Below are 21,990 nucleotides of genomic sequence, written 5' to 3' on the forward strand. Positions count from 1 at the left end.
CCACCGGCAGTGCGCGGACACGGGCCAAGACGGCATCGAGATCGTCGAACACCGCGTCGACGTCTGGATGACCGCTTGGACTCATACCCTCGAACCTAGCGACCCCCACCGACAAAGCGCGTCCGAAAATCGCCACAGATACACACTCGCGCAAAAACTTTGGATACTTCCGGCCCTCAACTGAGATCGTCAACCAAGATATCGTTGACCGTCCGCAGGTCCTCAATTGCCTGGTGCACGAACGAGTCTGCTCGATCCAGATCCTCCGGGGTGCTGTTAGGTCCCAATGACATGCAAAGGTGCGTCGCGGTATGGAAGTCATTGATCTGGGACTGCAGGGCAGCAGTCAACGCCGGGTCCGGCGTGGGCAGATGGGCCTGCAGGCCGATCGTCTGTTCGTCGTGCACCGCCGAACATGCCGACTTCAGGGCGTTGACGTCGTTGGCTTCGATTGCCTCGACCGCCGCCTGCATGAACTTGGTCGTATTCGCCAGGTGCACGTCGGCCTGCGAATACCACTCCGGAACGCCGGGGTAGACCGCGCTCGCCGTGCCGGGTGTCCCCACGGCCACCAGGACGACCGCCAGAACAGAGGCGGCACCCGAGCGCTTTCGAACGTGCCTCGACACGGACTTCAGGCTCCGCGCCGGACAACAGCTTCGCTAGGGCCTTCGGGCCCGTCCTTTCAGGTGAGGACTTAAGACCCTCGCCGTGAACTACAGCGTCTCGTCCAGCTCGCCGAGCCGATCGGTCAGCCGCAGGTTCTCCGAGTAGTCGACCGGGCAGGCGATCACCGAGACGCCGTCATCCGCCAAGGCCGCGCGCAGCGTCGGCAGCAGCTCGTCGGCATGAGAGATCCGATACCCCTTGGCGCCAAAGCTTTCCGCATACTTGACCACATCCGGGTTGCCGAACTTGACGTAGTAGTGCGCGCCGAGCTCGAGGTCCATCTTCCACTCAATCAGGCCGTATCCGCCGTCCTCCCAGATCAGCACGACCAGCGGTATCCGCTCCCGCACGGCGGTCTCGATCTCCTGCGAGTTCATCAGGAACGCACCGTCACCGACGACCGCCAGCACCTTCGACTCCGGGCGCGCCAGCTTGACACCCAGCGCACCCGGCAGCGCAAAACCCATAGTGGACAGGCCATTTGACACCAGGCACGTGTTGCACTCGTACGTCGGATACAGTCGCGCCATCCACATCTTGGTGGCTCCGGTGTCGACGAGGACGACGTCGCTGCGGCCCAGCGCCTCGCGCGTGTCGGCCACCACCCGCGCCGGCGCCAGCGGATAGCGCGAATCCTGTTGCCCGCGAGCGAATTCCTCGGCCAGCAGGCCGTGTCCGGGCACCTCGGGATCGGCCTCGTAGGCGTGGCCGTCCAACCCGTCCCTCAGCGCATCCAACGAGGCGCCGATGTCGCCGATGATGCCGACGTCCACCGAGTAATGCGCGTCGACCTCGGCCGGAAAACGATGGATGTGGATGATCTTCTTGTCCGCCTGCGGGTTGATCCGCACCGGGTCGAACTCCTGCAGCTCGTAGCCGACGGTGATGACGACGTCGGCGTTGTCAAAGCCGAAGTTGACATAGTCGTGCCGCATGAAGCCCAGCGTCCCGATGCTGTTGGGGTGGTCGTCGGGCATCACGCCCTTGCCGTGGAAGGTGTTGGCCACGGGGATGCCGAATTCCTCAGAGAACCGGACCAGGGCCGCGGTGGCGTTGCCGCGGGCGGCGCCGTGCCCGGCCAGCACCACCGGCCGCTTGGCCTTACGCAGGATGTCGACCGCGCGCTCGACTTGACCGGGCGCGGGCGCATCGGCCCGAACGACGTTGCGCGGCAACGGCGTGAGGTCGTAGTCGGTCTCGTCGGCGTCGATGTGCTCGGGCACGGCGAGATAGACCGCGGCCGGGCGCTCGGTCTCGGAGACCTTGAACGCCTTGCGGAACATCTCCGGGATGGCGCGCGCGGTGGGGACCCCGGCGGCCCACCGGGTGATTGGCGCGAACATCGACACCAGGTCGACGTACTGGTGGGACTCCTTGAACTCGCGGTCGTGGCCCACCTGCGCGGAGATCGCGACCAGCGGGGTGCTGTTGGTGGTGGCGTCGGCCACGCCGAGTTGCATGTTGATCGCGCCGGGTCCCAGCGTGCTCGACACCACCGCCGCCCGCCCGGTGACCCGCCCGTACATCTCGGCCATGAAGGCCGCGGCCTGCTCGTGCCGGGTGAGCACGTAGCGGATGCTCGACGAAGCCAGCGCCTGCACGAAGCGGATGTTCTCCTCCCCCGGCAGGCCGAAGACCACGGAAACACCCTCGTTTTCCAGGCACTTGACCATCAGCTCGGCGGCTTTACTCATCCGGCACCTCCCTTGAGGGAACGATAGTGGCAGGCTGGGTGTTGGACCTTTTACCAACCCCAACGCGAAGGATGTCAGCGTGCCCATCGCCACCATCAACCCGGCTACCGGCGAGACAGTAAAAACCTTCACCCCGGCAACCGACGAAGAAGTCGACGCGGCCATCGCCCGCGCGTACGCCCGGTTCCAGGACTACCGCCATAACACCACCTTTGCCCAGCGGGCGGCGTGGGCAAACGCGACCGCCGACCTATTGGAGAAGGAGGCCGACGACGTCGCCGCGATGATGACCCTGGAAATGGGCAAGACGTTGAAGTCGGCCAAGGCCGAGGCGCTCAAGTGCGCCAAGGGTTTTCGCTACTACGCCGAGAACGCCGAGCAACTGCTGGCCGACGAGCCCGCCGACGCCAAGGCGGTGGGCGCAAAACGGGCCTACACCCGCTACCAACCGCTCGGGGTGGTGCTCGCCATCATGCCGTGGAACTTCCCGCTGTGGCAGGCCGTCCGGTTCGCCGCGCCGGCGCTGATGGCCGGCAACGTCGGCATCCTCAAGCACGCGTCGAACGTGCCGCAGTCCGCGCTCTACCTGGCCGACGTCATCGCCCGCGGCGGCTTCCCGGACGGCTGCTTCCAGACGCTGCTGGTCTCGTCCAGCGCCGTCGAGCGCATCCTGCGCGACCCCCGGGTCGCGGCCGCCACCCTCACCGGCAGCGAGCCGGCGGGCCAGTCGGTCGCGGCCATCGCCGGTGACGAGATCAAGCCCACCGTGCTCGAGCTCGGCGGCAGCGACCCGTTCATCGTGATGCCGTCGGCGAACCTGGACGAGGCTGCCAAGACCGCGGTCACCGCGCGCGTCCAGAACAACGGCCAGTCCTGTATCGCCGCCAAGCGGTTCATCATCCACACCGACATCTACGACGCGTTCGTCGACAAATTCACCGAGAAGATGCAGGCGCTCAAGGTGGGTGACCCGACCGACCCGGACACCGACGTCGGCCCGCTGGCCACCGAGTCGGGCCGCGACGACATCGTCAAGCAGGTCGACGAAGCGGCCGCGGCGGGCGCCACGATCCGCCTCGGCGGCAAGCCCATCGACGGGCCGGGGTGGTTCTACCCGCCGACGGTGGTCACCGACATCACCAAGGACATGGCGCTCTACACCGAAGAGGTCTTCGGGCCCGTCGCGTCGATGTACCGGGCCGAGAGCATCGACGAGGCCATCGAGATCGCCAACGCCACCACGTTCGGGCTGGGGTCCAACGCCTGGACCAACGACGAGGCCGAGCAGCAGCGCTTCATCGACGACATCGAAGCCGGCCAGGTCTTCATCAACGGCATGACGGTGTCCTACCCCGAGCTGGGCTTCGGTGGCGTCAAACGATCCGGCTACGGCCGCGAACTCGCGGGACTGGGCATCCGGGCGTTCGTCAACGCCAAGACCGTCTGGGTCGGCGACATCGATGCCGGTGACGCCGCGGGCGGCAGCAAGGTCGAGTAGCTAGACCGACGCGGCGGCCAGGGCCTTCTCGTCCTCGTCGGCGAAGGTGTCCTCGAGCTGCAGGGGCGAGTAGTCGAGGTCGATCTCTTCCAGCGGCCGCCCGCGGGCGCTGGAGATCGTGCCGAAGCGGCGCATCCCCTTGTCCGCCGCATACTGCATCGACTCGTCCGTCGACAGCCCGAAGGGCATCGGGTCGTAAAGCGCGAAGCCCTCTTCGATGAGCCGCAACCCGAGCGGCATGAGCTCGTTCATCCGCGTCTCGAAGACGCCCCAGTTGGCGTCGTCGGCGGCGACGTGCCGCCGGCAGGTGAAGGTACCCCAGGCCATGTGGCGCCGCTCGTCGTCGCCGATGCGACGCACCAGCTCCTGCATGCCGGGCAGGATGCCGCGTTCCACGCAGATCTTGTGCCAGATGTAGTAGCCGGTCAGTGCCAGCATGCCCTCGACCATGTGGTTGTAGGTGACCGACGCCCGCACCTGGGCCGCCGGAGACGGGTCAAAGGCCAACGCGCTCAAGCACTCTGGGAGCTCCTCATAGAAAATGGTGCGATACGTGGGCACGTCGTCGATGTACTCGTGCAGGTCGTCGGTGACGCCGACGGCGTCGAGCCACATCCGGAACACCTGGACGTGCTTGGCCTCCTCGAACGCGAACTGCGTCAGGTACATCTCGTCGCCCAGCCGGCCCTCGACCCGCATCGCGGACATGAACGGCTGGATGTCCTCGGTCACCGCTTCCTCGCCGGCGATGAACTCGGCGCAGAGCCGGATGGCGTAGTGGCGCTCGTCGTCGCTCAGCTGCTCCCAGTCGGCGCGGTCGCGGGAGAAGTCGATGTCGGCCGGGTTCCAGAACTTGGCGTTGCCGCCGGCGAACAGCCGCAGCGGCAGGCTGTCCCAGTTCAGGCCCCCTCGAACCATCGAGTTCGTGTGTGTGCGTGTCATGAGATCTCCTCGGATTGTTGTGGGCCTGAGTGGACGGACGGGCGCGGTGCCGCCGAGAAGGCGGCCGCCAGCACCCCGACGAGCCGGCGCACGGCCAGCGCCGGTTGCTCCGGCGTGGGTTCGTCGAGCCCGAGAATCGGATCCAATCCGCGCATGTATGGCGCGAGCGCCAGGTGCGGAAAGACCAAGAGCAGCAACGACAACAGCGCGTCGGTGTCCGAATCGGCGCGCAGGTCGCCGCGGACCTGCGCGTCGCGCACCAGCGGCCGCATCACTTCCAGGTAGTGGCGGTGGATGACGTTTTGCACGCTGACGCGCGCCTCGGTGTCGACCTCCAGGGTCGCCGCGGCGTGCAGCGCGCGCTCGTGCGGGTGGTCGGCGAAGTAGGCCACCCACGCGTCGAGCCAGTCGGTGAGGAAGTCGAAGAACGGCCGGCTCGGGTCCAGCTCGCGGATGCGGTCCTCCATGTAGGCCCGGACTCGCTGGCTGGCGATGTCGGCGATGAACGCGTACAGGTCGCGCTTGTCCGCGAAGTATTGGAAGAGGCTGCCCTTGGCGACGCCGGCCCTGCGCGCGATGACGTTGAGGCTGCCGCGGGAGAACCCGTGCGCCCCGAATTCGTTCTCCGCGGCTTCGATGATCGCCGCGCGACGAGCGGGGTCGACCCGCGCCCAAGTCACCGTTGGCAATGCGGCCCCCTAACCTCGATGACCACTGGTCATATTACGGTGAGCTGCGTCACAGTCAAGAGGTTGTTACCCAGTGTGCGGCGGGCCGCACGCTCGACCCGCGAATCAGGGCCGCATTTGGTACGCGCCGTTGAGGGGAAGGATGTACTCCTTCCAGATCTGGGCGTAGCGCGCCGGGTCGTGGGCGGGGCGGCGGATCATCCGCGTCGCGAAGCGGGCCTGGTCGTCCGTCGTCGTGGGCTTGTCGCTCAGCTCCACGGCGTAGCCGTTGAAGTCGCGCACCAGCACGGCGAAGATCGCGTCGATCAACGCCTCGTCGACGTCCGAGAGCGCGGCCTCCTCGAGGATCAGCTGCGCGTAGGGCACCGTCGCGAACAACTGGCCGACCGCGAACGCGAAGTCGACGTCCTTCTGCTGGGCGGCGTCAGGGGTGGCGCTGGCCAGCATGTCGGCGAGGACGTCGATCTGCTGGCGCAGCAGCGCGACATTGGGTAGATGGGCGAAGGCGTCGAACGGCGCGCGCCAGTCGTGGAAGCGCACCTTGCCCAGCCCGCCGGTCGGCCCCTGCGCGAACAGGAACGCGTCATCGGCCGCGTCATCGCGGCGGCCGATCAAAGGCAGGTCGCCACTCGGGGCGAACAGGAAGTTGGGCATGAACTTCGCCAGCAGCCCGATGTTGATGTGTACGGTGCCCTCAAGCCTTGGCAGCAAACCGATTTCGCGGGTGACGGCCTCGAAGAAGGTGTCCTTCTCCACACCCTTGGCGGCGATCACGTCCCACAGCGCGATGACGACCCGCTCGCCCTCGCTGGTGACCTTCGCCTTGGTGAGCGGGCTGTACAGCAGGTAGCGGCGGTCGTCGGCCGACGCGCTGCGCATGTAGTCACACGCCCGGGTGCACACCAACCGCATCGCGACCAGCCGCAGGTAGGCGTCGGTGAGCAGCCGCCGCACGTGGCTGAAGTCGGTGACGACGGTGCCGTACAGCACCCGGTTGGAGGCGTGGGTGACCGCCTCGTACATGGCGTGGGTGCACATGCCGACGGCGCCCCAGCCCAGGTTGTACTTGCAGACGTTGACGGTGTTCAGCGCGGCGTGGAACGCCTCGGGACCGCGGTGCAGAATGTCGGCCTCGGTGACCGGGTAGTCGCGCAGCGCGTAGTTGGCCACGAAGTTCTGCGAGTTCACCACGTTCTTGATGAGCTCGTACCGGTCGTGCTGCGAGTCGGCGGCGAAGAAGACGTATTCGTCGGTGCCGGCGATCTTGCCGAACGTCGACACCATCCGCGCGACGTTGGCGTTGCCGATGTAGTACTTCTCGCCGCTCGCCGTCCAGCCGTGTTCGGACGGCGTCAGGATCATGTCGGTCTGGTAGACGTCGGCGCCGTGGGTCTGCTCCGACAGCCCGAATGCGAACACCTCGCCGGCCTCCAGCTCCGCGGCGGCCTTGCGCTTCGCCTCCTCGTTGGGGCTCATCCAGATCGGGCCCAGGCCCAGCGCGGTGACCTGGAAGGGATACCAGTAGCTCAGCCCGTAGAAGCCCACGATCTCGGCGAACTCGCTGATTCGGTAGGTGTCCCAGCGACAATCGTCCGCGCCGTACTCGGACGGCGTCAGCAGGGACGCGAAGATGCGCTCGCGTCCGATGTGGTCCAGAAATTCCGAGTACCAGACCCGGTTGTGGTCGTCCTCCTTCAGCCGCGCCTTGCCGCGCGACTCGAAGAAGTCCACCGTCGCGGCCATGATCTCCCCCGAGCGGCGATCCGGGTAGCGGCGTTGCAAGTGGTTGGGATTGAGCAACATGGCGTGGACGGTACTGCACCGGCGCCGCCGCCGGAACGCACCGGACAAAACTGTCCGGCCCTGTTGTGCGACCACCGAGTCGACCTAGCATCAGTCACGTGTCAGAACTCAATACCGCCCGCGGCCCCATCGATACCGCCGACCTCGGCGTGACGCTCATGCACGAGCACGTGTTCATCATGACCACCGAGATCGCCCAGAACTACCCCGAAGCGTGGGGTGACGAGGACCGGCGGGTGGCCGACGCCATCGATCGGCTCAACGAGCTGAAGTCCCGCGGCGTGGACACCATCGTCGACCTCACGGTGATCGGGCTCGGCCGCTACATCCCGCGCATCGCGCGTGTCGCGGCGGCCACCGAGCTGAATATCGTTGTGGCGACCGGTCTTTACACGTACAACGATGTGCCGTTCTGTTTCCACTACCTGGGCCCCGGGGCACCGCTCGACGGCCCCGAGATCATGACCGACATGTTCGTCCGCGACATCGAGGAGGGCATCGCCGACACCGGCGTCAAGGCCGGGATACTCAAATGCGCCACCGACGAGCCCGGCGTCACGCCCGGCGTCGAGCGGGTGCTGCGCGCCGTCGCGCAGGCGCACAAGCGCACCGGGGTGCCGATCTCCACCCACACCCACGCGGGGCTGCGGCGCGGGCTCGAGCAGCAACGCATCTTCGAAGAGGAGGGCGTCGACCTGAGCCGCGTGGTCATCGGCCATTCCGGCGACACCACCGACCTCGGCTACCTCGAGGAACTCATCGCCGCCGGCTCCTACATCGGGATGGACCGATTCGGCATCGACGTGTACCTGCCGTTCGAGGACCGGGTCAACACCGTGGCGCAGATGTGCGAGCGTGGGCATGCCGACAAGATGGTGCTGTCCCACGACGCGAACTGCTACTTCGATGCGATACCCGAGGACCTGCTGGCGGTGGCCGCGCCGAATTGGCATTACCTGCACATCCACAACGACGTCATCCCCGCGCTCAAGGAGCGCGGCGTCACCGACGAGCAGCTAAAGACCATGCTCGTCGACAACCCCCGCCGCATCTTCGAGCGGCAGGGCGCATATGAGTGAGCCGATCCCGCCGATCGGCACCCAGATCGCGGCGCTGGCCGCACTCGCGCCCGACGAACCCGCCGTCACCTGCGACGGGCTGACCCTTACCCGCGCCGAACTCGACGCCTCGACGAACCGGCTGGCGCGCGCCTACGCCGAGCGGGGCGTCGGGGTCGGCGACTACGTGACGATCGTGCTGCCCAACTCCGTCGAGTGGATCCAGGCGGCGGTGGCGTGCTGGAAGCTGGGCGCGGTGCCCCAGCCGCTGTCGGCGCGGCTGCCGGACGCCGAGCTGGCCGGCCTGCTCGAGTTGCGGCCGTCCGCCCTGCTGGTGGGCCGCGAAAGCCCCGAAATGCCCAGCGTGCCAGTGGGTTTCATGCCCGGCCCGGAATACTCCGACGCCGCGCTGCCGGAGGCGGTCTCGCCCGTGTGGAAGGCGATGGGGTCCGGCGGCAGCACCGGCCGCCCGAAGCTGATCGAATCAGCGGGCGACACCCGGATACCGGCCGCCATCGGCTATCCGCTGGGCGCGCAAGAGGGCGACACGACCCTGGTGCCGATCCCGTTGTCCCACAACACCGGCTTCACCACCGCGACCATCGCGCTGCTGATGCGGCATCACCTCGTCGTGATGAGCCGCTTCGACCCGGGGCAGTTCCTGCGGCTGATCACCGACCATCGCGTCACGTTCCTGACGACGGTACCGACGATCATGCAGCGGACGCTGCCGGTCTACCACGCCGACCCCGGCTCCTACGACCTCTCGTCGATCCGCCGGTTCTGGCACATGGGGGCGCCGTGCCCACCGGCGATCAAACAGGCCTGGATCGACCTGCTGGGGCCCGAGGCCGTCTGGGAACTGTACGGCGGCACCGAATTACAGGCGCTCACCTTCATCTCCGGCGACCAGTGGCTGAGCCATCGCGGCTCGGTCGGCGTGGTGGTAGCCGGGGAGATGCGGGTGCTCGACGACGACGGCAACCCGTGTCCGCCCGGCGTGGTCGGCGAGATCTACATGCGGCCCGGCCCGGGCAGCGGGCCCACCTACCGCTACGTCGGCGCCACGGCCAAGTCCCGCGACGGCTGGGATTCCCTTGGCGATCTTGGCCATTTCGACGCCGACGGCTTCCTGTATCTGTCGGACCGCCGGGTGGACATGTTCACCGTGGGCGGGCGCAACGTCTACCCCGCCGAGATCGAGAACGCGTTGTCCGCGCACCCCGACGTGCTGTCCTGCCTCGTGGTCGGCGTGCCCGACCCGAACTCCGGCGACCTCGGCCAGGTGCCCTACGCGCTGGTGCACACGGCCGACGGCGCCGCGCTGGACGCCGCGGGCGTGCGGGAGTTCCTGCGCGAACGCATCGCGGGATACAAGGTGCCGGCGTTCGTCGAATTCGTCGACGCCCCGTTGCGCGACGACGCCGGCAAGGCCCGGCGGTCGGCGGTGCGCGCCGAGATCATGGCGCGCCTGCAGGCCACCGAGCCGGCCTGACCCCAACGCACCAAGAATCTTCCAAGCCCGCGGCCCCATCATCGGGCCATGCAGATCGAACCCCTGAGCACGGAGCTGATCGAACGCTATCTGCAATCGCGTCAGTTGCGATTCTTCCGCAGCGACGACGGCGAGGAGTTCATGATGCTGCCCAGCTACGAGCGCGGCAAGCTGCACGTGAACCTGCGGATCAACGGTTTGCGGCGCGACGTCTTCGAGATCTCGGTCAGCCCCGCCGGCTACTACCCCGCCACCGAGCGGCCGCGGCTGATGGAGCTGGTGAACGACTGGAATCGCGAAACCCATTGGCCCAAGGCGTTTGTGCGCGAGACGGCCCGGCCCAGCCAGGTCAGCGTCGTCGGCGAGAACGCCTACCTGCTGTCCGACGGCATCCACGTCGAGGCGCTGGGCGGCCTCATCCGGTCCACCGTCGAGTACGGGGCCGACCTGTTCGAGAAGATCGACCGGGCCGTCTGCCTGCCGTCCGCGGACACGCTGGAAGAGTGGATGGACCGCACCGGCTAGGGCGCGATCGCGTCCGCCTCGGCGTCCACGGCGCCGCGGCTCTCGGCCGGCGCCTCGCGTTTCTCCCAGCGCCGCAACGCTTCCCGGCAGGGCGACTCGACCAGGCCGTAGCTGACGGCGGCGATCGCCCACCCGAAGATCAGGGTCAGCGCCAGCACCGCGGGCATCCGGCCGGTGAACGCGAACGTGCCGAGCACCGGGAACACCATGGCCAGCGCGGCCAGGTGCCACACGAACAGGCCATAGGACCACCGCCCCAGCGTCACCATGAGGGTGCTGCCCAGCAGCCGATGCGAAGTGTCGACGCGGTCCAGCACCAGGGGGGCGACCAGCGCGAACGCCACCAGCGAGCCCGCCGCCGTCTTGACCGCGAACTGCGTTGCGGTGCCGGGGATCAGGCCCTCCGGGCCGGCCAGGGGGGAGGCCGCCAGCAGGTAGGCCAGCAGGGCGACGACGGCCATCGACACCCGCCGGCGGGCCCACCGGTGCGGTGTGCCGACCGGGCTGTGCACCCATTCCGCCAGCAGCATGCCCGCGGCGAACCAGGAGAAGAACGCGGGCGGCCAGTTGAGCGGGTTGGTGCCCGACCCGGAATGGATGGGCACCCAGCCCCACAACCAGCTCAGCGCCCCCAGCCCGGCGATCGCCGGCACCCGCGCACCGACCGGCAGGCGCCGCGCCAGCAACGCCAGGACCGGCAGGGCCAGGTAGAAGCTGACCTCGACGGAAAGGCTCCACATCTGGGTCAGCCCGCCGGTCAGGGTGAGGGGCACGTAGATCTGGGTGAGGGTCAGGTTGGCCAACCACACCGTCGGGCTGGCGCGATCCGCGTCGGGCAGCAGCGACAGGATGACCACCACCGCCACCAGATAGGCCGGCATGATGCGCACCACCCGGGACCGCAAGTAGTGGCCCGTGCGGGGCCGCGCTGCCAGGCCTCGTGCGGCCGCGGCGTGGCCGCGCCACAACAGGAAACCGGACAGCGCGAAGAACACCGCGACCGCGAGGTCGAAGCGGCCGAAGAGCCTCCCGGTGACCCCGCTGGAGTGCCCGGTCTGGAACGCGACGTGGGTGACAACCACGCCCATGGCCGCGCAGGCGCGCATCCCCTCCACCGCGGGCAGGAAGCTGCGGGTCCCGCCCGCCCGCTGGCCATCCGTCACCCCCACAGTCTGCATCTGATGCGTTTGCGAACGAATGGGTACACCCGAAGCACCCGCGGGGCGGCGGCAACAGGTTCGTAAGCCGGGGCCTTACGTTCTGCTGTTAGGGTCAAACGGGTTTGCGGCTGACGACGCACGAGAGCACTAGGAGGGCACGGCCACGTGAACCGAGCAGTCATGTTGCGGTTCGCCGCATGCGGGATCATCGGACTCGGAGCCGCCCTGCTGATCGCCGCGCTGCTGTTGTCGACATACACCACCAGCAGGATCACCAAGATCCCGCTGAACCTCGACACCACGCTGGTCAGCGACGGCACCGGAACCGCCCTCGACTCCGCGTCGCTGTCGACCGATCACGTCGTCGTCAACCAGAACGTGCCGCTGGTGTCCCAGCAGCAGGTCAGCGTCGAGTCCCCCGCGAACGCCGACGTGGTCACGCTGCAGGTCGGAAGCTCGGTGCGGCGCACCGACAAGCAGAAGGACAGCGGCCTGCTGCTCGCGATCGTCGACACCGTGACGCTCAACCGCAAGACGGCGATGGCCGTCTCCGACGACACCCACGCCGGCGGCTCGGTCCAGAAGCCGCGCGCCTTCAACGACGAGAACCCGCCCACCGCGATGCCGCTGCGGCACGACGGCCTGGCCTACCGGTTCCCGTTCCACACCGAGAAGAAGACGTACCCCTACTTCGACCCGATCGCGCAGAAGCCCTTCGACGTCAACTACGACAGCCAAGAGGACGTCAACGGACTGACGACCTACAAGTTCACCCAGAACATCGGCTACAACGCCGACGGCAAGCTGGTGGCCCCCGTGGCGTACCCGTCGCTGCTGGCCGGCAACGAGGACGCCAAGCAGACCACGTCCGCGTCGATGTGGGGCGTCCAGGGCGGTGACCCGAACGAGCAGATCACCATGACCCGCTACTACGCGGCGCAGCGCACGTTCTGGGTGGACCCCGTGTCCGGCACCATCGTCAAGCAGACCGAACACGCCAACCACTACTTCGCCCGCGATCCGCTCAAGCCGGAGCTGACGCTGGCCGACTACAAGGTCACCTCCAACCAGGACACTGTCGAGTCGCAGGTGAACGCCGCCCGCGACGAACGCGACCGGCTGTCGCTGTGGTCGCGGGTACTGCCGATCACCTTCACCGCGGTCGGCCTGATCGCCCTCGTCGGCGGCGGCCTGCTCGCCTCGTTCAGCCTGCGCACCGAGAGCGCGCTGACCGACCCCGGCCTGGACCGCGGTGATCAGGACTTCTTCGGCCGCAGCGGGCTCGAGGAGCCGGTGCCCGGCGCCGAGGCCGAGACCGAAAAGCTGCCCACCCAGCGCCCCGCTTCGCGCGATGATCCCGAGGCGCCCACGCTGGGAGCCGACGAGCCGCCCGATGCGGGTCCGCCGGCCGAGCCCACCGGCCCACCCGAACGGGAGTAGCCCGCCGCGTGCGCTGGACCCGGCCCGGTTACGCGTTGGTCCTGGCGCTGCTGGTGGTCGGGCCGCTGCTCAAGCCCGGTTACCTGCTGCTGCGCGACGCCGTTTCCACGCCGCGCTCGTACTTCTCCGACACCGCGCTGGGGTTGACGGCGGCGCCGCGGGCCACGCCGCAGGACTTCGCGGTGGCGCTCGCCTCGCACGTGCTGGACGGCGGAGTGGTGGTCAAGGCGCTGCTCGTGCTGGGCCTGTGGCTCGCGGGGTGGGGTGCGGCCCGGCTGGTCGCGACGGCGCTTCCCGACGCGGGCGCGCCCGGGGAGCTCGTCGCCAGCACCCTGGCGATCTGGAACCCCTACGTCGCCGAGCGGCTGCTGCAGGGTCACTGGAGCCTGCTGCTCGGCTACGGCTGCCTGCCGTGGGTCGCGGCGGCGATGTTGCGGCTGCGGGCGTCGTCGTCCTCGTTCTTCGGGCTGGTGTTCTGGATCGCGCTGGCCGGGCTGACGCCGACCGGTCTGCTGCTCGCCGCGACCGTCGGGCTGGTGTGCGTGGCCGCCCCGGGGTCGGGCCGGTCCCGGCCGCTGTGCGCCGCGGCGGCGTCGGCCGCCGCGCTGGTGGCCGCGCTGCCGTGGCTCACCGCGTCGGCCCTCGGCGCGTCGCTGGCCTCCCACACGGCGGCGAACACGCTCGGGGTGACGGCGTTCGCGCCGCGCGCGGAGGCGGGTCTGGGCACGCTGGGCACCTTGGCCAGCCTCGGTGGCATCTGGAACGGCGAGGCCGTGCCGATCTCGCGGACCACGTCGTTCGCGGTGGCGTCGGCCGTCGTGCTGCTGGGCGTGGTGGCGGCCGGGCTGCCGACCGCGGTGCGCCGCGCGGCGGTGCGACCGCTGCTGGTGTTGGCGGCGGCGGCCGTGCTGGTGCCGGCCGCGCTGGCGACCGGCCCGGGTTTGCACCTGCTGGGCGCGTTGGTCAACGCCACACCGGCGTTCGGGGTGTTGCGGGACGGGCAGAAGTGGGTGGCGCTGGCCGCGCCGGGCTACGCGCTGGCGGGGGCGGGCGCGGTGGTGACGCTGCGCCGGTGGGTGTGGCCGGCTGTCGTGGCGCCGGTGTGCTGCCTCGCCCTGGTCGTCGCGCTGCCGGACCTGGCCTGGGGCGGGTGGGGCCAGCTGTCGCCGGTGCGGTATCCGAGCGGGTGGGCCGCGGTGGCCGCCGCGATCAACGAGCGGCCGGGACCGGTGGCGGTGTTGCCGGCCGGCACCATGCGGCTCTACACCTGGTCGGGCCGCGCGCCGGTGTTGGACCCGCTGCCGCGCTGGGTGCGCGCCGACGTGCTGAGCACCGGCGACCTGGTGATCTCGGGGACCGTCATCCCGGGCGAGGGCAATCGCGCCCGCGCGGTGCAGCAGTTGCTGCTGGCCGGGCCGGACCCGGCCGCCCTGGCCCCGGCCGGGGTGGCGTGGCTGGTCGTGGAGTCGGACTCCGCCGGCGACATGGGGGCGTCGGCCCGCACCCTCGCCGCGCTCACGCCGGTCTACCGCGACGACGGGCTCGCGCTCTATCGCATCGGCGGTGAGGCGGCCACGGTGTCCGCCGGCGCCCGGACGGCGACGCTGGTCGCGCATCTGGCGTGGCTGGCCGCGCTGCTGGCGGGCGGTGCCGGCGCGGCGGTCGGCGCGTGGCGGCGCCGGTCAGCCCCGGCCGCTGACTAGGCCGCTCACCGGGTGGCCCGCCCGCACCGCCTCGAGGACCGTGCGCATCGCGTCGGCGCTTTGCCGCCACGAGAATTCTCCGCTGCGGGTGTGCGCCTTGGCGCCGAGTTGGTCGCGCAGCACCGGGTCGGACAGCAGCTCCTCGAGGCGATCCACCAGCTCGGCGTGGGTGTCGACCAAGATGCCGGTCACCTCGTCGACGATCGAGTCGGACAGGCCGCCCGAGGAGCGGTAGCCGATGGTCGGCACCCGGTGCTGGGCCGCCTCGACGACCGCCAGGCCCCAGCCCTCCTTGCGCGAGGGCAGCAGCTGCACCCAAGAGCTTTGCAGCACATGGTGTTTGGTCACGTCGTCGACGTGGCCGTGGAACGTCACCGCGTCGGAGATGCCGAGCTGGCGGACGTGGTCCACCAGCCGCTGGCGCCACCAGCCGTCGCCGACGATGTCGAGGTGCAGACCCGGGATGCGCGGCCGCAGCTGCGCGACGGCCTCCAGCGCGTCCTCGATCTGCTTGTGCGGCACCAGCCGCGACAGCACCACCACCCGCGGCGTGGCGGCGCGCGGGCCGGACAGCGATCGCGCCGGCGCCTCGTCGAGGCCGTTGCGCACCACCGCGATTCGCGCGTTGTCGACGCCGAGGGTCACCAGGTCGCGCGCCGACGGCAGCGACACCGTGACGTACTGGTTGCGCCGGTTCAGCCGCGGCGACAGCGTCGACTCGACGAACCAGCCGAGCCGGCCGAGCACCGGCCCGGCCACCGGCCACTGCTCGCGGTGGCAGTGGTGCACCAGCACCACCACCCGCCGGCCGTACACCAGCCGGGCGAGGAACGGCAGGCCGTTCTGGGTGTCGACGACGACGTCGGGCCGCACCCGACGCAGCGGTCCGAGCCCCAGCCGCGCCGCGGCCATCGCGAGCAGGGCCCAGACGTAGACGGAGTAGCGGCCGCCGGCGCGGTCGATGCGGACGCCGTCGACCACCTCACGACGGGGCGCGCCCGGGTATCGGGCGGTGCGCAGCGTGACGACGATGCCCGACGCGGCCAGCTGCGCGCCGATGCGCTGCAAGTAGGCCTCGCTGCCGCCGCCCTGGGGATGGCCGGTATCGCGCCAGCACAGCAGGAGCACGGAGCGCAGATCGGACATCACTGGTCAGCCTAGCTTGCGGGTGAGTGTGGCCTCGGGGCTGCGTAGGGTTGGCCGGTGGCCGCGACCCGGCATCCGACCCAAGTCTTCGCTCGGCGGGCGACCCTGGCCCGCGCCCTGCGACTGCTCTCCGAATTCCGCTTCGAGCAGTCGGACCCGGCCCGGTTCTACGGGGCGCTGGCGGCCGACACCGCCGCGATGGTGAGCGACCTGTGGCTGGGCGCGCGCGGCGAGCCGCCGGCGGGCCGCATCCTGCTCGACGTCGGCGGCGGGCCCGGCTACTTCTCGGCCGCCTTCGCCGACGCCGGGATCCGCTATGTCGGCGTCGAACCCGACCCGAGCGAGATGCACGCGGCCGGCCCGCCGACCGCCGGGGGCCCCGGGAACTTCGTACGCGCCTCGGGCATGGCGCTGCCGTTCGCCGACGACTCGGTGGACATCTGCCTGTCGTCCAACGTCGCCGAGCACGTACCTCGGCCGTGGCAGCTCGGCGCCGAGATGCTGCGGGTGACCAAGCCCGGCGGCCTGGCCATGCTCTCCTACACCGTCTGGTTGGGCCCGTTCGGCGGGCACGAGATGGGCCTGACCCACTACCTCGGCGGCGCCCGCGCCGCCGCCCGGTACGCCCGCAAACACGGGCACCCGGCCAAAAACAACTACGGGTCGTCGTTGTTCGCCGTGTCCGCGGCCGACGGCCTGACGTGGGCCGCGAGCACCGGGGCGGCGGTGGCCGCATTTCCCCGCTACCACCCCCGATGGGCGTGGTGGCTGACGCGCGTGCCGGTGCTGCGCGAGTTCGGGGTGAGCAATCTGGTGCTGGTCCTGCAACCCCAATAGTGAAACGTGTTCTCGTTTCGCGTCGGCTTGGGTAGGGTGGCGCGCATGACCGAGGTTAAGACCGAATACGACAAGCTTTTCATCGGCGGCAAGTGGACCGAGCCGTCGACCGACGAGGTGATCGAGGTGCGCTGCCCGGCCACCGGCGAGTACGTCGGCAAGGTGCCGCTGGCGGCGGCCGCCGACGTCGACGCCGCCGTCGCCGCGGCCCGCGCCGCCTTCGACAACGGCCCCTGGCCCACCACCCCGCCCAAGGAGCGGGCGGCCGTGATCGCCAACGCGCTCAAGTTGATGGAGGAGCGCAAGGACACGTTCACCCAGCTGCTCGCGGCCGAGACCGGCCAGCCGCCCACCGGCATCGAAACGATGCACTGGATGAGCTCGATCGGGGCGCTGAACTTCTTCGCCGGCCCCGCGGTCGACCAGGTCAAGTGGAAAGAGATTCGCACCGGCGGGTACGGGCAGAGCATCGTGCACCGCGAGCCCATCGGCGTGGTGGGGGCGATTGTCGCGTGGAACGTGCCGCTGTTCCTGGCCGTCAACAAGCTGGGCCCGGCGCTGCTGGCCGGCTGCACGGTGGTGCTCAAACCGGCCGCCGAAACCCCGCTGTCCGCAAACGCATTGGCGGAGGCCTTCGCCGAGGCCGGCCTGCCGGAGGGCGTGCTGTCGGTGGTGCCCGGCGGGATCGAGACCGGGCAGGCGCTGACCTCCAACCCGAACGTCGACCTGTTCTCCTTCACCGGGAGCTCGGCCGTCGGCAAGGAGATCGGCCGCCGCGCCGCGGAGATGCTCAAGCCGTGCACCCTGGAGCTGGGCGGGAAGTCGGCGGCCATCGTGCTCGACGACGTCGACCTGCCCTCCGCCATCCCGATGCTGGTGTTCTCCGGGATCATGAACACCGGTCAGGCCTGCGTGGCGCAGACCCGTATCCTGGCCCCGCGCTCGCGCTACGACGAGATCGTGGACGCGGTAAGCGCTTTCGTGCAGGCGCTGCCGGTGGGCCTGCCGTCCGACCCGGCCGCCCAGGTCGGTTCGCTGATCTCGGAGAAGCAGCGCGCCCGGGTCGAGGGCTACATCGCCAAGGGCATCGAGGAGGGCGCGCGGCTGGTGTGCGGCGGCGGCCGTCCCGAGGGCCTGGACGGTGGATTCTTCGTGCAGCCAACAGTTTTCGCCGACGTCGACAACAAGATGACGATCGCCCAGGAGGAGATCTTCGGGCCGGTGCTGAGCATCATCCCCTACGACACCGAGGAGGACGCGATCAAGATCGCCAACGACTCGGTGTACGGCCTGGCCGGCAGCGTGTGGACGACCGACATCCAGCGCGGCATCGAGGTCTCCGAGAAGATCCGCACGGGCACCTACGGGATCAACTGGTACGCCTTCGACCCGTGTTGCCCGTTCGGCGGCTACAAGAACTCCGGCATCGGCCGCGAGAACGGCCCCGAGGGCGTGGAGCACTTCACCCAGCAGAAGAGCGTCCTCATGCCGATGGGCCACACGATCGAGGGCTGACGCCCGGCGCGGAGCGTGCACCCACCTGCGCAGTGGGTGCACGCTCGGCGTTTCGGGCCCGGCCGGCGCTCAAATTATGCAAAAGAGCATAGAAGCGTGCCGGTTACGCTCTGGTAAACCGTGCGTTCAGACGGCGCGTGCGGACATTTCCCGTGCTTCAGCACTTACATAGGGAATAGATTTGCTTACTAAACCGATGTCTTATATGCTTCTAAGCATAATCATGGGCGGCGCTAAGGCCGGGAGAGAACATGTGGATCATCGAGCTGAACATCGGCGGCTATCAATTCACCCGCGAGATGCCCGACCTCAAGCGCCGGACTTTCCGCTTTAACCCGCGCAGCATGCATTGGCCGGCACTTCGGCATTCTCACGCTGCATGACGTTAGCCACGGGAGGCACGAGAGTGGCGACCACGAGCGAAGCAGTGCAGGACCTCGCCCCGACGAAGCGCGGCGGCACGCGCAAGAAGATGCTGGCCAGCGCCGCCGAGGTGATGCGTGAACGCGGCGCCGCCGGGGTGACCATCGACGCGGTGCTAGCCCGCAGCGGCGCGCCGCGCGGCTCCGTCTACTACCACTTCCCCGACGGCCGCAACCAGATCCTGATCGAGGCCCTGCGCTATTCCGGTGACTCCATCACCGCGATGATCGACGACGCCGTCGACCAGGGCGCCCGGGTGCTGCTGGGCAAGTTCGTCGAGTTCTGGGAGCGCCTGCTGACCGAGGGCGGCTTCAACGCCGGCTGCCCGGTGGTGGCCGCGGCGATCGGCTCGGATGACACCGACCCCAAGCTTTCCGAGGAGGCCGGCGCCATCCTGGGCCGCTGGTGCGCCGCGTTGACCCGGGCGTTCACTCACGACGGCTTCGACGAGCCGTGCGCCGCGTCGCTGGCCATGATGTCGGTCGCCGCCCTGGAGGGTGCCATTGTGCTGTCCCGTTCGAGCGGCAGCATCGATCCGCTGCGCCAGGTCGGCGATCAGCTCGAATTCCTGATCAAGGCAAGGGAATTCGTGCTCCGCAACAATATCGGCGAGTAACGCCTCAGTCGCTGGCCGGCAGCGGCTTGACCTCCTTGAGTTGCAGCGCGGTCTGACCGACGCTCAGGCTGCCCGCGCCCGGCTTGGTCACCAGCACCTCGGCGCCGGTCTCGTCGACGTAGCGCTTGCCCATCACGGTGCCGCCGGCGAAGGCGGGGTCCAACTCGCCCGACCGCTCGCCGCCTATCGGCACCATCGGCGCACCGCCACAACGCAGGTCGTCGAGGCTGTCGGCGCTCCTGACGACGATCACCTGCGTGTCACACACCTGGCTGGCCAGGCGGGTTCCATTCTTGATCATGCACGTAGCCCTTCCAGCGTCTCGATGATCTCCCGGCGAAGTACCTTGCCGGTGGGGGTCGTGGGCAGCTCGTCGCGAAACACCACCCGGTCCGGGGTTCGCGACCCGCGCAAGCTTTTACGGACATGCTCGCGCAATTCCTCGGGGTCCGGTTCCGCGCCGGGGCGGGGCACCACCACGGCGACGATCGCCTGGCCCCACTGCGGATCCTCGACGCCGACCACGGCGACGTCGCGCACGTGCGGATGCTCGACCAAGACTTCTTCGAGCTCGGCGGGGGCGATGTTCTCGCCGCCGCGGATGATCGTATCGTCGCTGCGCCCGCCGATGAACAGGTAGCCTTCCTCGTCCAGCATGGCGATGTCTTTGGTTGGGAACCAACCGTTTTCGTCGAGCACCGAACCGATCCCGGTGTAACGTCCGGACACCTGCTCACCGCGGACGAACAGCTCGCCGGTCTCGCCGGGCCCGAGCACATTGCCGTCCTCATCGCGAATCTCGATCTCGATGCCGGGCACGGGCCGCCCGACCGACGCCAACCGCCGGGCGGCCTCGGGCGTCTCCGCGCCCTGCGCCGCCCGGTGGTCGTCGGGGGTCAGCACCGCGATGGTCGAGCTCGTTTCGGTCAGCCCGTAGGCGTTGACGAAGCCCACCCCCGGCAGCAGTTCCAGGGCCCGGCGCACCAGCGGCAGCCCCACCTTCGAACCGCCGTACGCGAGGTTGCGCAGCGACGGCAGCTCGTGGCCGTCGGCCTCCAGCGCGGCGACGATGCGGTCCAGCATGGTGGGCACCACCGTCGCGGTGGTCACGTTCTCGGCGTTGATCAGCCGAACCCATTCCTGCGCATCGAAATTCGGCAGGTACACCATTTTGCGGCCGGCGTACAGGTTCGACAGCGCGGCGCCCACCCCGGCGATGTGATAGGGCGGCACGCAGATCAGCGCGGCGTCGCTCTCGGCGGCCGATTCGAACTCCACCGTGCCGGTCACATAGCTGGTCAGGTTGTTGTGCGACAGTTCGACGGCCTTGGGCTGCGACGTGGTGCCCGACGTGAACAGCACGATCGCGACCGAGTCCGGGTCGGGGAATTCCACCGCCGGCTCGTTGTCGCGCGCGGCCGCCAGGAACTCGTCGGTGGTCATCAGCCGGCCCGCGGCGTCGCCGACCATGTCCCGGTAGCGGCCGTCGACGATCACCAGCGGTTCGGGCAGGCGATCGATGAGCGCCTGGATGCCGTCGGCCGACAGCCGGTAATTGATCGGGGTGAAGGCCACCCCGGCGCGCGCGGCCGCGAAGATCAGCACCGGCAGCGCCGCGCCGCCGGTGCCCACGTAGACCACGTGCTTGGCGTTGGATTCCGCGATCACCCCGGCGCCGCCGTCGGCGAGATCGCTGAGCTGCTGGGTGGTCAGCCGCAGGTCACCGGAGACAACCGCCGTGCGATCGGGATTGCTCGACGCCGCCATCTCCAGCAGCAACGAAATACTCACGCTTGCACTCCGGTATCAACGCGTTACAAAGCTGGCCAAAAGTGTCATGCCCGACTGTAGTTTAACCACGCCGAGGCCGGGCCGCGGACCGCGGCCTCAGCTGCCCGTCCAGCGCGGCGGACGCTTCTCGGCGAAGGCGATCGCCCCCTCCTTGGCGTCGTTGGACGAGAACACCGGGGCCAGCAGCTTGTTCTGCTCGGCGAACATCTCCTCGGGGCTCCAGCCGCGCGACTCGACGATGATCCGCTTGGTGGCGGCCACCGCGAGCGGCCCGTTGGCCGCGATCCGCTCGGCGAGCGCGATGGCCTCGTCGAGCGCCTTGCCCGGCTCGGCCAGCACGTTGACCAATCCCAGCTTGTGCGCCCGCTCGGCCGGCAGGTTGTCACCGGTGAGGGCGAGCTCCATGGCGATGGCCGACGGGATGCGCTGCGGCAGCCGCAGCAGGCCGCCGCCGCCGGCGACCAGTCCGCGCTTGACCTCCGGGATGCCGAAGGCCGAGTCCTTGGACGCGACGATCAGGTCGGTGGCCAGTGCCAACTCGGTGCCGCCGGCCAGGGCGTAGCCCTCGACGGCCGCGATGAGCGGTTTGACGGGCGGACGCTCGGTGAAGCCCATGCCGCGACCCTCGACGATCGGCAGCTCGCCCCGCGCGAAGGCCTTGAGGTCCATGCCCGCGCAGAAGGATCCGCCGGCGCCGGTGAGGATGCCCACCGAGAGGCCCGGATCGCCGTCGAGCCGGTCGACGGCCTCGGCTAGGCCGTTGGCGACCGCGGCGTTGACCGCGTTCTTGGCCTTCGGCCGGTTGATCGTGATGATCAGGATCCGGTCCCGCTGTTCAACCAGCACTTCGGGTTCGTTGGCTTCTTCGCTCACGGTGCTCCCACAGCTTCATCGGATAGGGACGGCTGCTGTGATGTTAGCGGTCGGTTAGAACGCCATTGACGCCAGGCGAGAGTGACATTTCCCTGTCTCTTATACACATCTGA

The 21,990-nt window shown here is 69.2% G+C and carries 20 protein-coding genes; 10 read left to right on the forward strand and 10 right to left on the reverse strand.

The features are described 5' to 3' along the window. Positions 1 to 176 precede the first annotated feature (176 nt). Both WU80_RS18395 and WU80_RS18400 read right to left on the reverse strand, forming a co-directional pair. Positions 177 to 629, reverse strand: coding sequence for a hypothetical protein (locus tag WU80_RS18395; RefSeq protein WP_156349651.1), 453 nt, complete (start codon positions 627 to 629; stop codon positions 177 to 179). 87 nt (positions 630 to 716) lie between these two features. Beyond that, positions 717 to 2,363, reverse strand: coding sequence for an acetolactate synthase large subunit (locus WU80_RS18400; RefSeq protein WP_055404543.1), 1,647 nt, complete (start codon positions 2,361 to 2,363; stop codon positions 717 to 719). A gap of 79 nt (positions 2,364 to 2,442) precedes the next feature. On the opposite strand from WU80_RS18400, the gene WU80_RS18405 reads away from it, so the two are divergent. Beyond that, the gene (locus tag WU80_RS18405) at positions 2,443 to 3,861 is read left to right on the forward strand and encodes an NADP-dependent succinic semialdehyde dehydrogenase (RefSeq protein WP_055404542.1); all 1,419 of its coding nucleotides are present in this window, start codon (positions 2,443 to 2,445) and stop codon (positions 3,859 to 3,861) included. Here WU80_RS18405 and WU80_RS18410 read toward each other — a convergent pair whose 3' ends face one another. The 3 genes from WU80_RS18410 to WU80_RS18420 form a co-directional block, all read right to left on the reverse strand. Beyond that, positions 3,862 to 4,803, reverse strand: coding sequence for a R2-like ligand-binding oxidase (locus WU80_RS18410; protein WP_055404541.1), 942 nt, complete (start codon positions 4,801 to 4,803; stop codon positions 3,862 to 3,864). Further along, the gene (locus WU80_RS18415) at positions 4,800 to 5,492 is read right to left on the reverse strand and encodes a TetR/AcrR family transcriptional regulator (protein ID WP_055404540.1); all 693 of its coding nucleotides are present in this window, start codon (positions 5,490 to 5,492) and stop codon (positions 4,800 to 4,802) included. Before WU80_RS18415 ends, WU80_RS18410 begins: the two co-directional genes overlap by 4 nt. 105 nt (positions 5,493 to 5,597) lie before the next feature. Beyond that, on the reverse strand, positions 5,598 to 7,295 hold the full coding sequence (locus WU80_RS18420) for an acyl-CoA dehydrogenase family protein (RefSeq protein ID WP_055404539.1): 1,698 nt from the start codon (positions 7,293 to 7,295) through the stop codon (positions 5,598 to 5,600). A gap of 98 nt (positions 7,296 to 7,393) precedes the next feature. On the opposite strand from WU80_RS18420, the gene WU80_RS18425 reads away from it, so the two are divergent. From WU80_RS18425 to WU80_RS18435, 3 genes are read left to right on the forward strand one after another with little or no spacing between them, the layout of a single operon-like run. Next, a complete protein-coding gene (locus WU80_RS18425; RefSeq protein ID WP_055404538.1) occupies positions 7,394 to 8,374 on the forward strand; it encodes a phosphotriesterase in 981 nt (326 codons plus the stop codon). Beyond that, positions 8,367 to 9,848 (forward strand): AMP-binding protein, encoded by a 1,482-nt coding sequence (locus WU80_RS18430; protein ID WP_055404537.1) that lies wholly within the window; start codon positions 8,367 to 8,369, stop codon positions 9,846 to 9,848. Before WU80_RS18425 ends, WU80_RS18430 begins: the two co-directional genes overlap by 8 nt. A gap of 48 nt (positions 9,849 to 9,896) precedes the next feature. Next, on the forward strand, positions 9,897 to 10,373 hold the full coding sequence (locus tag WU80_RS18435; protein WP_055404536.1) for a YbjN domain-containing protein: 477 nt from the start codon (positions 9,897 to 9,899) through the stop codon (positions 10,371 to 10,373). Here WU80_RS18435 and WU80_RS18440 read toward each other — a convergent pair. After that, positions 10,370 to 11,551 (reverse strand): acyltransferase, encoded by a 1,182-nt coding sequence (locus WU80_RS18440; RefSeq protein ID WP_156349650.1) that lies wholly within the window; start codon positions 11,549 to 11,551, stop codon positions 10,370 to 10,372. The genes WU80_RS18435 and WU80_RS18440 overlap by 4 nt on opposite strands. Positions 11,552 to 11,698: 147 nt before the next feature. Between WU80_RS18440 and WU80_RS18445 the strand changes: the two genes are divergently transcribed. After that, positions 11,699 to 12,973 (forward strand): DUF3068 domain-containing protein, encoded by a 1,275-nt coding sequence (locus WU80_RS18445; RefSeq protein ID WP_197281290.1) that lies wholly within the window; start codon positions 11,699 to 11,701, stop codon positions 12,971 to 12,973. Positions 12,974 to 12,981: 8 nt separating this feature from the next. Beyond that, positions 12,982 to 14,676 (forward strand): hypothetical protein, encoded by a 1,695-nt coding sequence (locus WU80_RS18450; RefSeq protein ID WP_055404534.1) that lies wholly within the window; start codon positions 12,982 to 12,984, stop codon positions 14,674 to 14,676. Here the strand turns inward: WU80_RS18450 and WU80_RS18455 are convergent. Then, positions 14,656 to 15,822, reverse strand: coding sequence for a glycosyltransferase family 4 protein (locus WU80_RS18455; RefSeq protein WP_055404546.1), 1,167 nt, complete (start codon positions 15,820 to 15,822; stop codon positions 14,656 to 14,658). The two genes, WU80_RS18450 and WU80_RS18455, sit on opposite strands and share 21 nt — an antisense overlap. Before the next feature lie 57 nt (positions 15,823 to 15,879). Between WU80_RS18455 and WU80_RS18460 the strand changes: the two genes are divergently transcribed. From WU80_RS18460 to WU80_RS18470, 4 genes are all read left to right on the forward strand, one after another. After that, positions 15,880 to 16,659 (forward strand): class I SAM-dependent methyltransferase, encoded by a 780-nt coding sequence (locus WU80_RS18460; RefSeq protein WP_055404533.1) that lies wholly within the window; start codon positions 15,880 to 15,882, stop codon positions 16,657 to 16,659. 45 nt (positions 16,660 to 16,704) lie between these two features. Continuing rightward, positions 16,705 to 18,174, forward strand: coding sequence for an aldehyde dehydrogenase (locus tag WU80_RS18465; protein WP_055404532.1), 1,470 nt, complete (start codon positions 16,705 to 16,707; stop codon positions 18,172 to 18,174). Positions 18,175 to 18,425: 251 nt separating this feature from the next. Then, positions 18,426 to 18,557, forward strand: coding sequence for a hypothetical protein (locus tag WU80_RS26550; RefSeq protein WP_255353617.1), 132 nt, complete (start codon positions 18,426 to 18,428; stop codon positions 18,555 to 18,557). An 89-nt stretch (positions 18,558 to 18,646) separates the two neighbouring features. Further along, positions 18,647 to 19,213 (forward strand): TetR/AcrR family transcriptional regulator, encoded by a 567-nt coding sequence (locus WU80_RS18470; RefSeq protein WP_055404545.1) that lies wholly within the window; start codon positions 18,647 to 18,649, stop codon positions 19,211 to 19,213. Positions 19,214 to 19,217: 4 nt separating this feature from the next. On the opposite strand, the gene WU80_RS18475 is transcribed toward WU80_RS18470, so the two are convergent. From WU80_RS18475 to WU80_RS18485, 3 genes are all read right to left on the reverse strand, one after another. Next, complete coding sequence (locus WU80_RS18475) at positions 19,218 to 19,514, reverse strand: hypothetical protein (RefSeq protein WP_055404531.1); 297 nt, start codon at positions 19,512 to 19,514, stop codon at positions 19,218 to 19,220. After that, the gene (locus WU80_RS18480) at positions 19,511 to 21,004 is read right to left on the reverse strand and encodes a class I adenylate-forming enzyme family protein (RefSeq protein WP_055404529.1); all 1,494 of its coding nucleotides are present in this window, start codon (positions 21,002 to 21,004) and stop codon (positions 19,511 to 19,513) included. Before WU80_RS18480 ends, WU80_RS18475 begins: the two co-directional genes overlap by 4 nt. 96 nt (positions 21,005 to 21,100) lie before the next feature. Next, positions 21,101 to 21,877: a crotonase/enoyl-CoA hydratase family protein gene (locus WU80_RS18485; RefSeq protein ID WP_055404527.1), complete on the reverse strand. Its 777-nt coding sequence runs from the start codon at positions 21,875 to 21,877 to the stop codon at positions 21,101 to 21,103. Positions 21,878 to 21,990: the final 113 nt, after the last annotated feature.

Source organism: Mycobacterium sp. UM_11 (genome assembly GCF_001414075.1).
Lineage (GTDB): Bacteria > Actinomycetota > Actinomycetes > Mycobacteriales > Mycobacteriaceae > Mycobacterium.

Bases quoted from the DNA above. Each gene is read 5' to 3' on its own strand.
- WU80_RS18430 (WP_055404537.1), top strand. From the start codon at position 8,367: ATGAGTGAGCCGATCCCGCCGATCGGCACCCAGATCGCGGCGCTGGCC.
- WU80_RS18465 (WP_055404532.1), top strand. From the start codon at position 16,705: ATGACCGAGGTTAAGACCGAATACGACAAGCTTTTCATCGGCGGCAAG.
- WU80_RS18410 (WP_055404541.1), bottom strand. From the start codon at position 4,803: ATGACACGCACACACACGAACTCGATGGTTCGAGGGGGCCTGAACTGG.
- WU80_RS18455 (WP_055404546.1), bottom strand. From the start codon at position 15,822: ATGTCCGATCTGCGCTCCGTGCTCCTGCTGTGCTGGCGCGATACCGGC.
- WU80_RS26550 (WP_255353617.1), top strand. From the start codon at position 18,426: ATGTGGATCATCGAGCTGAACATCGGCGGCTATCAATTCACCCGCGAG.
- WU80_RS18475 (WP_055404531.1), bottom strand. From the start codon at position 19,514: ATGATCAAGAATGGAACCCGCCTGGCCAGCCAGGTGTGTGACACGCAG.
- WU80_RS18435 (WP_055404536.1), top strand. From the start codon at position 9,897: ATGCAGATCGAACCCCTGAGCACGGAGCTGATCGAACGCTATCTGCAA.
- WU80_RS18400 (WP_055404543.1), bottom strand. From the start codon at position 2,363: ATGAGTAAAGCCGCCGAGCTGATGGTCAAGTGCCTGGAAAACGAGGGT.
- WU80_RS18470 (WP_055404545.1), top strand. From the start codon at position 18,647: ATGCTGGCCAGCGCCGCCGAGGTGATGCGTGAACGCGGCGCCGCCGGG.
- WU80_RS18440 (WP_156349650.1), bottom strand. From the start codon at position 11,551: ATGCAGACTGTGGGGGTGACGGATGGCCAGCGGGCGGGCGGGACCCGC.
- WU80_RS18420 (WP_055404539.1), bottom strand. From the start codon at position 7,295: ATGTTGCTCAATCCCAACCACTTGCAACGCCGCTACCCGGATCGCCGC.